Source organism: Bombilactobacillus sp. ESL1094, assembly GCF_058107425.1.
Map to the genome: position 1 here is coordinate 1,415,066 of NZ_JBYLUM010000001.1, position 12,181 is coordinate 1,427,246.

At 37.7% G+C, this 12,181-nt stretch carries 12 protein-coding genes, 1 tRNA gene, 1 CRISPR repeat array and 1 riboswitch; of the genes, 11 read left to right on the forward strand and 2 right to left on the reverse strand.

All coding sequences use genetic code 11. The features are described 5' to 3' along the window. Positions 1-24: 24 nt before the first annotated feature. Entirely contained in the window at positions 25-612 is a 588-nt protein-coding gene (clpP, locus tag AC3B5S_RS06670; RefSeq protein ID WP_489758283.1) for an ATP-dependent Clp endopeptidase proteolytic subunit ClpP, read from the reverse strand. Positions 613-795: 183 nt separating this feature from the next. After that, on the reverse strand, positions 796-1,350 hold the full coding sequence (locus tag AC3B5S_RS06675; protein ID WP_489790254.1) for an NADPH-dependent FMN reductase: 555 nt from the start codon (positions 1,348-1,350) through the stop codon (positions 796-798). A 332-nt stretch (positions 1,351-1,682) separates the two neighbouring features. Between AC3B5S_RS06675 and AC3B5S_RS06680 the strand changes: the two genes are divergently transcribed. The 11 genes from AC3B5S_RS06680 (at position 1,683) to AC3B5S_RS06730 (ending at position 12,169) form a co-directional block, all read left to right on the forward strand. Beyond that, positions 1,683-1,754: transfer RNA gene (locus tag AC3B5S_RS06680), tRNA-Arg, on the forward strand. A gap of 150 nt (positions 1,755-1,904) precedes the next feature. Further along, positions 1,905-2,987: a sugar-binding transcriptional regulator gene (locus AC3B5S_RS06685; protein WP_489790255.1), complete on the forward strand. Its 1,083-nt coding sequence runs from the start codon at positions 1,905-1,907 to the stop codon at positions 2,985-2,987. Between the two features lie 39 nt (positions 2,988-3,026). Then, positions 3,027-4,046 carry a type I glyceraldehyde-3-phosphate dehydrogenase gene (gene gap / locus AC3B5S_RS06690; RefSeq protein WP_489758286.1) on the forward strand — a complete coding sequence of 340 codons (1,020 nt, stop codon included), beginning with the start codon at positions 3,027-3,029 and terminating at the stop codon, positions 4,044-4,046. Between the two features lie 172 nt (positions 4,047-4,218). After that, positions 4,219-5,433, forward strand: a complete 1,215-nt coding sequence (locus tag AC3B5S_RS06695) for a phosphoglycerate kinase (RefSeq protein WP_489790256.1) — start codon at positions 4,219-4,221, stop codon at positions 5,431-5,433. A 25-nt stretch (positions 5,434-5,458) separates the two neighbouring features. Beyond that, positions 5,459-6,214, forward strand: a complete 756-nt coding sequence (tpiA, locus tag AC3B5S_RS06700) for a triose-phosphate isomerase (protein ID WP_489758288.1) — start codon at positions 5,459-5,461, stop codon at positions 6,212-6,214. 70 nt (positions 6,215-6,284) lie between these two features. Further along, positions 6,285-7,580, forward strand: a complete 1,296-nt coding sequence (eno, locus tag AC3B5S_RS06705) for a phosphopyruvate hydratase (protein WP_489769635.1) — start codon at positions 6,285-6,287, stop codon at positions 7,578-7,580. Between the two features lie 111 nt (positions 7,581-7,691). Continuing rightward, positions 7,692-8,255: a CRISPR direct-repeat array (repeat unit 36 nt; unit sequence GTTTTTCTATTGCTAAATCTTTAAGGGTACAAAAAC). Positions 8,256-8,378: 123 nt separating this feature from the next. Beyond that, positions 8,379-8,480: riboswitch (TPP riboswitch) on the forward strand. Between the two features lie 102 nt (positions 8,481-8,582). Beyond that, positions 8,583-9,377, forward strand: coding sequence for a hydroxyethylthiazole kinase (thiM, locus tag AC3B5S_RS06710; protein WP_489769636.1), 795 nt, complete (start codon positions 8,583-8,585; stop codon positions 9,375-9,377). A gap of 1 nt (position 9,378) precedes the next feature. Continuing rightward, entirely contained in the window at positions 9,379-10,203 is an 825-nt protein-coding gene (thiD, locus tag AC3B5S_RS06715; protein ID WP_489790257.1) for a bifunctional hydroxymethylpyrimidine kinase/phosphomethylpyrimidine kinase, read from the forward strand. Continuing rightward, the gene (gene thiE / locus AC3B5S_RS06720) at positions 10,196-10,840 is read left to right on the forward strand and encodes a thiamine phosphate synthase (RefSeq protein WP_489790258.1); all 645 of its coding nucleotides are present in this window, start codon (positions 10,196-10,198) and stop codon (positions 10,838-10,840) included. Before thiD ends, thiE begins: the two co-directional genes overlap by 8 nt. 290 nt (positions 10,841-11,130) lie before the next feature. Next, positions 11,131-11,367 (forward strand): preprotein translocase subunit SecG, encoded by a 237-nt coding sequence (secG, locus tag AC3B5S_RS06725; RefSeq protein ID WP_489758293.1) that lies wholly within the window; start codon positions 11,131-11,133, stop codon positions 11,365-11,367. Positions 11,368-11,425: 58 nt separating this feature from the next. Beyond that, positions 11,426-12,169: an alpha/beta hydrolase gene (locus AC3B5S_RS06730; RefSeq protein WP_489790259.1), complete on the forward strand. Its 744-nt coding sequence runs from the start codon at positions 11,426-11,428 to the stop codon at positions 12,167-12,169. The last annotated feature ends 12 nt before the right edge of the window (positions 12,170-12,181 follow it).

Consider the following 12,181-nt stretch of genomic DNA (forward strand, 5'->3'; position numbering starts at 1 on the left):
TTTTGTAATGATTAATGTGCCCAATTATTTATTTGAATTGTTAGTCATAATATCATCAATTAAGCCATAATCTTTAGCTTCTTGAGCGGTTAAATAGTTATCACGTTCAGTATCGCGTTCAATGGTTTCGATATCTTGACCAGAATTATCTGCTAAGATTTTATTTAAACGTTTGCGGGTTTTTAAAATCTCTTCAGCCACAATTTCAATTTCGGTTTGTTGACCTTGAGCGCCGCCAGAAGGTTGGTGAATTAAGACCGTGGAGTTTGGTAAAGCAAAGCGTTTGCCCTTAGCACCAGAAGATAATAAGACACTAGCCATTGAAGCAGCCATTCCCATAGCAATGGTTTGCACATCGGCTTTGACAAAATTCATAGTATCCATAATTGCTAAGCCGGCGGTTACAGAGCCACCAGGAGAGTTGATGTACATATAAATATCTTTTTCAGAATCTTGAGCATCCAAGAATAACAGTTGGGCAATGACCGTATTAGCTAAATCATCAGTAACTTCGCCCGATAACATAATGATGCGGTCTTTTAATAAACGAGAATAAATATCGTAGGCACGTTCACCACGTGAATTTTGTTCAATAACTGTAGGAACTAACATAAAAAAGCCTCCTATTGCTTATTAGCACTCTATACATTACTCTGCTAATTTATCATATATTTAAAAAAAGTCAACTCTCATGACTTCATTTTCAGATTGCTTAATAGTAATAAATTGATTATTAAAAAAAGGACTCTAAGAGTCCTTCATGTGCGAACTTGAAAAAAGTTCTGATTGAATATCTTAATACCGATTGATCAATTCAACAAATGCATCAACAATGGATTGTAAGAATTGCTTTGTATTGTCATTATTAACTTGACCATTGTCATCTAAGTAATTCATTACATTGCCTAGGTAAGCTTCAGGCTGTTGCAAAGTTGGCATATTTAAGAAGACTAATGATTGGCGTAAGTGGTGATTAGCACCAAAAGCACCAGGGGCACCAGGTGAAACACTAACAACTGCAGCAGGCTTCTTATCCCAAACGCTTTGTCCATAAGGACGAGAACCGACATCAAGGGCGTTCTTTAAAACAGCAGGCGTGCTGCGGTTATATTCTGGGGTAACGAATAAAATAGCATCCATGTCTTTAACATCATTACGGAAACGGCTGTAACTAGCTGGCTCTTCTAATTCACCATCTTCAAAATCTTGGTTGAAGATTGGCAAGTCACTGATATCGATTAATTGTGCATCGTAGCCTTCAGGAAACATTTCTTTCATTGCATTAGCGATTGCCTTGGAAAAAGATTGCTTACGTAAACTACCGACGATAACTCCAATTTTTTTAGTCATAATTTTTCCTCCCAAATTTTATTACAAGAACATAGTATACATAACATTATTGGAAAAGAAAGTTTTTTGCTTCAAGAAAAAGAACGATTAGATACCATTGCAAAGCTAAAAATACCGTCATTAATGGATTTGTCCACCATTTTTAGTACTTGAAATTTATTTTCCAAAATCATTTGAAACTAATCAATAGATTTAAGTAGTAAGCACCCAAAATGAAACTTATCATTTTACTATGAGGTAAGATCTGCAGTTAAAGTGTTGAAAATAATTAATAAAAAATCTATTTAGGTATTGCCAAATGTTCTTTCATCGTGTAATATATCTCATGTATTGCGCCGCTAGTGTAATGGATAGCACACAAGATTCCGGTTCTTGGGATCTGGGTTCGACTCCCAGGTGGCGCATAGTTGGTGGTTCATTACAATTTTGTGATGAACCATTTTTTCTGTAAAAAAGTGGTTTTGTTTATTGCAAATTAAAAATTAAGTTGTTATAATCTTGTTGTGAGTTGGAAATGTTACTCACATATATTTTTTGATTGGATGGGTCTTAATATGCCACACAGGGACAAAATTAGTCCCACGGCAAATGCATCGTCAGTCAACGATGAACTTGGTTGGATCGAAGCCATTGCACCAGATTTTTTAAGTACCCTGCGAAAGCGTTATCGAATTTTGCAGGAAATTCGCTGGATGCAACCAATTGGTCGGCGGATCTTGGCAAGTGAGTTGGATCTTTCAGAACGAGTTTTGCGGCGGGAAACAGATTTGTTTAAAACTAGTGGCTTAATTAGCTCCTCTAAATCAGGGATGATGTTAACCGAAAAAGGCGAAGAGATTGTTGCTCACCTCGATGTGGTTATTGGTAAGTTAAATGATACTTCCGTTATTGCAACGCGTTTAGCTTCCTTTTTAGGAATTGAACAAGTTATAATCATACCGGGTGATAGTGAACATCATCGACGGGTCTTGGAACTAATGGGTCAAGAGTTAAATCAGATGATGGATCATTTTTTGCCTAACGGACGTTCAACCATCGCGGTAATGGGTGGTACAACAATGGCTGCTGTGGCGCAGGCATTGACTCCTAAGTTGTCACAGGAACGGAATTTATTGTTTGTACCTGCCCGCGGTGGTTTGGGCGAAGGAGTTTCAATTCAGGCCAATACGGTCTGTGCTGAAATGGCACATCATGCTAAGGGACATTATCGTGCACTCTATGTTCCTGAAGATATCAGTGCTAAAAGTGTGGCCCCTTTACTGGAAGAACCTGTAGTTAAGTCGGTTTTGGATTTGATTAACCAAAGCGATGTGGTAATTCACAGTATTGGTCGTGCCAAAACTATGGCCAATCGGCGCAATATGTCGTCGAAAGAAATTGAGTTATTGGAAAACAAACAAGCTGTTTCAGAAGCTTTTGGTGTTTTTCTGGATGCTCAAGGTAACGTCGTTTATAAGATACCGAAAATTGGTTTACAGGTTTCGGATCTAATTAATGTTTCACATGTGCTAGCAATTGCTGGTGGTGCTAGTAAAGCTGCTGCAATTTGCTCATATATGAAAATTGCTCCTCAGCAGACGGTTTTAATTACTGATGAGGCAGCCTCAGAAGCGATTTTAAGGGATAAAAACCTTTAAAATAAAATATTTTATTTTTCCTGAAGGAGGAAATCTTACATGACTACAAAAGTAGGTATTAATGGTTTCGGACGCATTGGACGTTTAGCTTTACGTCGTATTTATGAAGTTGCAAATGATGACTTGGAAGTTGTTGCAATTAACGACTTGACATCACCAGATATGTTGGCTCATTTATTAAAGTATGATACAGCTCATGGTAACTTCAAACATGAAGTTTCAGCTACTGATGATGCAATCGTAATCGATGGTAAGAAGATTCCTGTTTATGCAGAATCAGATGCCCGCAACATTCCTTGGGTTAAGAATGACGGTGTTGAATTAGTACTTGAAAGTACTGGTTTCTACACATCAAAAGAAAAGTCACAAGCTCATATTGATGCCGGTGCTAAGAAAGTTTTGATTTCTGCTCCTGCTGGTGATTTAAAGACTGTTGTTTATGGTGTAAATGACGACACAATCACTAAAGATGATCAAATTATTTCTGCTGCTTCATGTACTACAAACTGCTTGGCACCACTTGCTAAAGCAATGAACGATGCTTTTGGTATCCAAACTGGTACAATGACAACAATCCATGCTTACACAGCTACTCAAAAGTTACAAGATGGTCCTGATCGTGGTGGTAACAAGCGTAATGCCCGTGCTGCTGCTCAAAACATCATTACTCACTCAACAGGTGCTGCTAAAGCTATTGGTTTAGTTATTCCTGAATTAAAGGGTAAGCTTGATGGCCATGCACAACGTGTGCCAGTTATTACAGGTTCTTTAACTGAATTAGTTGCTATCTTGGATAAGAAAGTTACAGCTGATGAAATTAATGATGCTATGAAGAAAGCTACTGATGGTAACGAATCATTTGGTTACAATGGTGACGAAATTGTTTCTTCCGATATCATTGGTACAGAATTTGGTTCTGTCTTTGACCCAACTCAAACACAAGTTGTTGAAGGTTCAAACGGCGAACAAATCGTTAAGACTGTTGCTTGGTACGATAATGAATCAGGCTTTACAGCTCAAATGATCCGTACTTTGCAAAAATTTGCAAGTATGTTGTAATACCTTAGCTCATAGTAGATGAATTACTGAAGAAGGCGGAGGGAGGATTTCTCCTTCTGCCTTTTTTGATTGAAATGATGCAATCGTAATTAAAATTACAATTTGAGATAAAATCCTTAATAGTTTGAATTTTTGAAGAGAGCATTTTTCTAAGTAAATTAGGAGGCCAATTATGGCAAAATTAATTGTTTCTGATGTTGATGTCAAAGACAAAAAGGTCTTAATGCGGGCAGATTTTAATGTTCCGTTAAAAGACGGTAAAATTACTAATGATAACCGGATTGTGGCAGCTTTGCCAACAATCAAGTATATCTTAGATAATGGTGGTAAGTTGATTCTATTGTCTCACTTAGGTCGTATTAAGAGTGACGCTGATAAAAAAGAATTAGGCTTACGTCCAGTTGCCGAACGTTTAAGCGAATTATTAAAGAAAGATGTCAAGTTTGTTCCTGAAAACGAAGGTCAAGCTGTTGAAGATGCTATTGCTGCAATGCAAGATGGCGATGTAATCTTGTTAGAAAACACACGTTTCCAAGACATTGATAATGATTTTGGCAAGCGTGAAAGTAAGAATGATCCTAAGTTAGGTGAATATTGGGCTTCTTTGGGCGATGTATTTGTTAACGATGCTTTTGGTACAGCTCACCGTTCGCATGCTTCTAACGTCGGGATTGCTACTGCTATGAAAGCAGCCAACAAACCGGTTGCTGCTGGTTTCTTGATGGAAAAGGAAATTAAGTTCTTAGGTAATGCCGTAGAAAATCCAGTTCATCCATTTGTGACAATTTTGGGTGGTGCTAAGGTTTCTGATAAAATTGCTGTGATCGAAAACTTAATTCCAAAATCCGACCATATTATTATTGGCGGTGGCATGGCTTATACTTTCTTAGCTGCTCAAGGTCATAAAATTGGTAAGTCATTATTTGAAGAAGACCGTGTACCAATGGCTAAAGAATTATTAGCTAAAGCTGGCGATAAGATTGTCTTGCCAGTTGACCATGTTGTGGCTACTGAATTTTCTAATGAGGCACCGCATGAAGTTACTGAAGGTGTCGATATTCCCGATGATATGATGGCTTTGGATATTGGTCCAAAGACTATTAAGTTATTTGAAGATACTTTAAAAGGTGCTAAAACAGTGGTTTGGAATGGACCAATGGGTGCTTTTGAAATGAGTAACTTTGCTAATGGTACTTTGCAAATTGGTCGGGCTTTAGGCGACTTGCAAGATGCTACGACAATCGTTGGTGGGGGCGATTCAACTGCTGCTGCCCAACAATTAGGAATTGCTGATAAGTTAAGCCATATTTCTACTGGTGGTGGTGCTTCCTTGGAATACTTGGAAGGTAAAGAATTACCAGGTATTGCTGCTATTTCTGATAAATAATTTAAAATTAAGGGAGAATTTAGTTATGCGGACACCAATTATCGCGGGTAACTGGAAAATGAATAATGCTCCAGCAGATACCACGAAGTTTGTTAATGCAGTTAAGGATCAATTACCTGATTCTAGTAAAGTTGAATCAGTCATTGCTGCTCCTGCTGTTGATTTACCAGCTTTATTAGCAGCTGCTAAAGGTAGTAATTTAAAGACTGCTGCTGAAAATTGTTACTTTGAAAATTCCGGTGCTTTCACCGGTGAAACTAGTCCTCAAGTTTTGGCTGAAATGGGCATTGATTATGTTATTATTGGTCATTCTGAACGTCGGGATTATTTCCATGAAACTGATGCAGAAATTAATAAAAAAGCACACGCAATCTTTGCTAACAAGATGTTACCAATCATTTGCTGTGGTGAAACTTTAGAAACTCGTGAAGCTGGTCAAGCAGAAGAATGGGTTAAAAACCAGGTTACAGCTGCGTTGAAAGATTTATCAGCACAACAAGTATCCCAATTAGTGATTGCTTATGAACCAATCTGGGCGATTGGCACGGGTAAGACGGCTACTTCTGATCAAGCTCAAGAAATTTGTCACGTTATTCGCCAAACTGTTGCTGATTTATATGATGAAACAACAGCTGAAAACGTCCGGATTCAATATGGTGGTTCAGTAAAGCCTGCTAACGTGAAAGAATTAATGGCTAAACCTGATATTGATGGTGGTTTAGTTGGTGGCGCCAGCTTAGATCCAGAATCTTATTTACAATTAGTTAATTATCAAGATTAAGCAGTTTAATTAATTTAGTTTAAATGTTAAAATTAAGTGTGTTGATCATTTAACAAAAGGAGAATATTAAATGTCTGTTATTACTGATGTTTTAGCTCGTGAAATTTTAGATTCACGTGGCAACCCAACTGTTGAAGTTGAAATGTATACTGAATTAGGTGGCTTTGGTCGCGCTAGTGTTCCTTCTGGTGCTTCTACCGGTGAACACGAAGCTGTTGAATTACGTGATGGCGACAAGTCCCGTTTTATGGGCAAGGGCGTTTTGAAAGCTGTTAAAAATGTTAACGACGTAATTGCCAAAGAAGTTATTGGTATGGACGTTACTGATCAACGCGCTATTGATCAAAAAATGATTGAATTAGATGGTACTCCAAACAAGGGTAAGTTAGGTGCCAATGCTATTTTAGGTGTTTCTTTAGCTGCTGCTCATGCTGCTGCTGATGAATTAGGTTTACCTTTGTACGAATATTTAGGTGGACCAAACAGCCATGTTTTACCAACACCAATGATGAATGTTATTAATGGTGGTAAGCATGCTAACAACAATGTTGACTTCCAAGAATTCATGATTATGCCTGTTGGTGCTAAGAGCATCCATGAAGCTATTCGGATGGGTTCTGAAACTTTCCATAACTTAGCTTCTATTTTAAAGGAACGTGGCGACTCTACAGCTGTTGGTGATGAAGGTGGCTTTGCACCAAACAACATGAAGAACAATGAGGAACCATTCCAAGTTTTAGTTGAAGCTATTGAACGTGCTGGTTACAAGCCTGGTGAAGATATTGCCATTGCTTTTGACTGTGCTTCATCTGAATACTACAATACCGAAACTGGTAAGTATGATATGAAGGGTGACGGCAAGTCTTATACGGCTGAAGAAATTGCTGACTTGTTATCAGACTTAGTTGACAAGTACCCAATCGTTTCCATTGAAGATCCTTTGGATGAAAACAACTGGGAAGATTGGCAAATGTTGACCAAGAAGTTGGGCGACAAAGTCCAAATCGTTGGTGATGACTTATTTGTAACCAATACCGATTACTTGAAGAAGGGTATTGATATGGGTGTTGCTAACTCTATCTTAATCAAGGTTAACCAAATTGGTACTTTGACCGAAACCTTTGAAGCAATCGAAATGGCTAAAGAAGCTGGCTACACAGCGATTGTTTCTCACCGTTCTGGTGAAACTGAAGATACCACGATTGCTGACTTAGTTGTTGCTACAAATGCGGGTCAAATCAAGACTGGTTCTATGAGCCGGACAGATCGGATTGCTAAATACAATCAATTAATGCGGATTGAAGAACAATTAGGTTCCGCTGCTGAATATAAAGGTGCTAAGAGTTTCTACAGCATCAACAAATAATCAGTAAAAAATAAAAGCAGTGTTGGTGCGTTCACGTACCGGCACTGTTTTTTTGTATAAAAAAACTTAATTTTCAATTTACTATCAAAAATTAAGCTACATAATCATACAATTTTTCTATTGCTAAATCTTTAAGGGTACAAAAACCACACGGGTTAAAAGTTATTACCATAGGTGGTTTTTCTATTGCTAAATCTTTAAGGGTACAAAAACCAATAGCTTAAACGGTATGAAATCTGTTTAGTTTTTCTATTGCTAAATCTTTAAGGGTACAAAAACCTCTAGCTAAAAACTAGGGAACAAATCTGCGTTTTTCTATTGCTAAATCTTTAAGGGTACAAAAACCTAGTGTTGGTGTCGACGGTTCAATTCAACGTTTTTCTATTGCTAAATCTTTAAGGGTACAAAAACTTATAGCTGTCTTTACTCCTTGTTGGCTGTGTTTTTCTATTGCTAAATCTTTAAGGGTACAAAAACTCGTGTCCTAAACCATCCCACATGCCACCAGTTTTTCTATTGCTAAATCTTTAAGGGTACAAAAACAGCTTCTCTTCAGGCAACGGATTCTCATCTGTTTTTCTATTGCTAAATCTTTAAGGGTACAAAAACTCACTGTCAAGCTTTTCTTTAGACTGATTAGTTTTTCTATTGCTAAATCTTTAAGGGTACAAAAACCTCAAATTTGCTCTGAGATTTTAGATACCCTGTATTTGAATTATAACATAGCAAGTAAAAGATCTTTAATACAATTTTATCTTGCGAAAATTTATTATTTTGATTATAATGAAAACGTTAAAAAATATAAGCAAGGGGTGCCAATTTGGGCTGAGACAGATTTTTAATCTGAACTCTTTGAACCTGTAAGTTAGAACTTGCGTAGGGATGTGCTATTAAAATTAAGACTATTGATTAATAGGCGTCTCAATTGAGGCGTCTTTTTTAATTGCATTTTTACGAGAGCAATTAATTTAGAAGTTCTGTGCATATTAGGAGGAATTTTAGATGAAGTTATCATTGTTAGATGATTTACGTAAACAGAATCCGGTTGTATTGAACATTTCTAATTTCGTGACTGTTCAAGATGTGGCCAATGGTTTGAATGCATTGGGAGCATCACCAATTATGTCAGAGGAAATCGCAGAAACCAAAGAAATGGTGGGAATCAGTAATGCTGTTTCTTTAAATTTAGGTGCTTTTACTCAAGAACAAATTGAACACTTAAAGACGATGGGCCAAGCGGCTAACGCTGCTCAAAAGCCCGTTGTTTTGGATCCAGTGGCAGTCGGAGCTATTAATTATCGTAAGCAAGTCGCGCTAAAGTTGTTACAAGATTTTCAGGTATCGGTTATTCGAGGTAATGCTGGGGAGATTGCAGCCTTGGCAGATTTTGATTGGCAAGCTAAAGGGATTGATGCAGGTGCTGGAACTGGCGATGTGATTGAAATTGCCAAAACTGCTGCACAAAAGTTTCATTGTGTTGTTTTGATGAGTGGTGCAACGGACTATATTACCGATGGTCAGCAGGTAGTGGCTGTACACAATGGTACGCCACTATTTGCGGCCCATGTTGGCTCGGGAGATATGTTGACTAGTATCGTTGGCGCTTTTTGTGCAATTAGTTCAGATAATTATTTTGAAGCAGCACAAACGGCGGCATTAGTTTTTGCAGCAATCGGTGAATTAGCAGTCGGTAATCAAAAAGTTGGTCCCGGTAGCTTTACTGTAAATTTATTAGATCAATTAGCTTGGGCGACAACTGATCAAATTAATTCAATCGCTCAATATGAGGAATTATAATATGATTGAAAAAATTAATTCTTTTCCACAAACATTAACGATTGCTGGAACAGATTCTGGTGGTGGTGCTGGGATGATGGCTGATTTTAAAACGATGCAAGCATGCCATGTTTTTGCCACAGGTGTCGTAGTGGCTGTCACAGCTCAAAATACTTTAGGCGTACAACAATCGTTTATGTTGCCTGAAGAAATGGTCAATGCCCAGTTTGCTTCGTTGGCCGCGGATTTTCAAATTCGTGCTTGTAAAACAGGGATGTTAGGTGACGCTAACCATGTAGAATATGTTGTGAATAATTTAAAAAAATATGATTTTGGACCGTTGATTGTTGATCCGGTCATGATTGCTAAAGGTGGAGCTGCCTTATTGACTGATGATGCGATTGAGGTTGTTAAGCAACAGTTATTACCGTTAGCAACAGTAGTTACACCTAATTTACTGGAAGCGCAACGGCTAGTTGGACATGAAATCAAAACTTCAGCTGATTTTCAACAAGCCGCTTTAGAAATTCAGGCTATGGGCACCCAAAATGTGCTGATTAAAGGTGGTCATGCTCAAGGTGATGCAGTGCGGGATTATTGGTTATTTCAAGATGGAACGGATTTGTGGTTAAGTGCCCCCCGTATTGCAACCAAGCGAACTCACGGAACCGGTGATACTTTATCATCATGTTTATGTGCCGAGTTAGCAAAACAAAGACCGCTTAAACAAGCAGCAAAAATTGCTAAAGACTTTACGCAAGCTGCAATTAAGAATACTATTCAAGTCGGTCATGGACATGGTCCGCTGAATCACTGGGCGTATCAGGAGGAAAAACAAGATGACTAATTTTCAAGCAAGTATTTTAAAAGCATATTTTATTTGTGGAACGCAAGATCTTTTGCCTACTAAAACTTTACCTGAAGTAGTCGAACAAGCTTTAAAATCTGGCATTACTGCATATCAATTTCGCGATAAAGGTCCGCAAGCTATTAGTGATAAGCAACAACGTTTGTTAATGGCTCAACAATTGCGTCAACTATGTAGTCAATATCAAGTTCCCTTCATCGTTGACGATGATGTTGAATTGGCACAAGAAGTTCAAGCTGACGGTATTCATGTCGGTCAAAGTGATGAAAGAATTCAACAGGTTATCAAGGAAGTTGGTGGTCAGATGATTGTGGGACTATCTTGTTCGAATGAACAAGAAATAACATCGGCTAATCAAATTCAGGGAATTGATTACTACGGCTGTGGTCCAGTATTTGCTACGAACTCCAAGGCTGATGCTTCACCCGTGATCGGAATAAAAGGCTTAATTCAATTGAATCAACTGGCGCAACGACCGATTGTCGCCATTGGCGGCATTGCTGCAGATAATGTACGGGAAGTAGCTCAAACTGGAGTGGCAGGTAGCTCTGTTATTTCAATGATTGCTCAAAGTCAAGATATTGCAGCAAGTGTGCAATTATTAAAAGCAAATTAGCTTAAAAATCAACCATATTAATTACTGATAATTTGACGGATAACAACCAATCAATTATGTAAGGGACAGTAATGAAAAAGATTTTTTGAGAATCTGGAAGAAATTGACTAAAAGTTGATTATGCCAAAGCAAATGCTTGTTTCCAATTAATCATTGGATAGGTATTTGCTTTTTTATTTGGTAATTATTTAAAAATAATTGACGAATGAATTAGGCTAGTTAGGTTGCAACTAGTAAATGCTAAATCTTTATGTTATGCTATCAGTAGTGCCATAACGGAGGTTATAAACGTGTACAGTTTACTAACAAATATTTTAGTTATTGATTCTATTTTGATTGTTATTGCCGTTATGATGCAACCACAAAAACAGCAAGACGCGTTGAATGCTTTATCTGGCGGAGCAGGTGATTTGTTTAACACGCAGAAGAAACGTGGCTTTGAAGCATTTATGGAAAAAGTTACGACAATCTTAGCAATTATTTTCTTTGTTTGTGCGCTTGCATTGGCTTTTATGTCATCAAAATAAACTTAAATCCTCCTGTTTTTACAGTGGGATTTTTTTATTGAGTTTGCGAGGTGTAAAGATGAAGCGAGTTCCTCCCAAAACGTTGTTTGTTGATCAAGGTGAACGAACGGTTATTTTTTTACATTCATATACAGGTAGTCCCAATGATTTTTTGTCATTGACTCGGGTTTTAGCCAAACAAAATATCAGTTCTTATTTACCGCTATTTACAGGTCATGGAACTTTAAATGCGGTCGATATTTTACAACAAGGTAATCCAGCAGCTTGGTGGGCGGATACTAAAGCTGCCATTGATTTTGTCCGTCAAACAAAGCGAGGTCCTATTAGTATTGTTGGGTTATCGTTAGGTAGTTTGTTTGCTTTAAAGGCTTTAGCAACGATGCCAGATTTAAAAAGTGGTGCAGTGTTAGGTTGTCCGATTTTTAATGATGATTTAACTAATGTCTCAGCTGGATTTTATCAATATGAAACCTATTTAGAACAACAACAAGAATTAAGCGTTGGCCAAAGAGCCATACGAAAACGTCAAGTGGAACAATTACTACCGCAGGCGTTGGCAGGAATTAAGCAAACTGCTTTGACAGTTCGCCAACAATTAGACAAAATTAAGCAGCCTTTATTTATTGGTCATGGTCAAAAGGACCAAATGGTTGATATTCAGTCAGCCCAACGTTTAGCAGCTGTTTTGTCACCAAAACAAGTAGTGACGCACTTTTATCAAAACGCCGGCCATGTCATTACAGTGAACCAAGCACGGCCCCAGTTAGAACAAGATTTAGAAAACTTTTTATTGGTAAATTAGGAGTAAAAATTG

Bases quoted from the DNA above. Each gene is read 5' to 3' on its own strand.
- tpiA (WP_489758288.1), top strand. From the start codon at position 5,459: ATGCGGACACCAATTATCGCGGGTAACTGGAAAATGAATAATGCTCCA.
- thiM (WP_489769636.1), top strand. From the start codon at position 8,583: ATGAAGTTATCATTGTTAGATGATTTACGTAAACAGAATCCGGTTGTA.
- AC3B5S_RS06685 (WP_489790255.1), top strand. From the start codon at position 1,905: ATGCCACACAGGGACAAAATTAGTCCCACGGCAAATGCATCGTCAGTC.
- gap (WP_489758286.1), top strand. From the start codon at position 3,027: ATGACTACAAAAGTAGGTATTAATGGTTTCGGACGCATTGGACGTTTA.
- thiD (WP_489790257.1), top strand. From the start codon at position 9,379: ATGATTGAAAAAATTAATTCTTTTCCACAAACATTAACGATTGCTGGA.
- AC3B5S_RS06675 (WP_489790254.1), bottom strand. From the start codon at position 1,350: ATGACTAAAAAAATTGGAGTTATCGTCGGTAGTTTACGTAAGCAATCT.
- AC3B5S_RS06730 (WP_489790259.1), top strand. From the start codon at position 11,426: ATGAAGCGAGTTCCTCCCAAAACGTTGTTTGTTGATCAAGGTGAACGA.
- clpP (WP_489758283.1), bottom strand. From the start codon at position 612: ATGTTAGTTCCTACAGTTATTGAACAAAATTCACGTGGTGAACGTGCC.
- eno (WP_489769635.1), top strand. From the start codon at position 6,285: ATGTCTGTTATTACTGATGTTTTAGCTCGTGAAATTTTAGATTCACGT.
- thiE (WP_489790258.1), top strand. From the start codon at position 10,196: ATGACTAATTTTCAAGCAAGTATTTTAAAAGCATATTTTATTTGTGGA.
- AC3B5S_RS06695 (WP_489790256.1), top strand. From the start codon at position 4,219: ATGGCAAAATTAATTGTTTCTGATGTTGATGTCAAAGACAAAAAGGTC.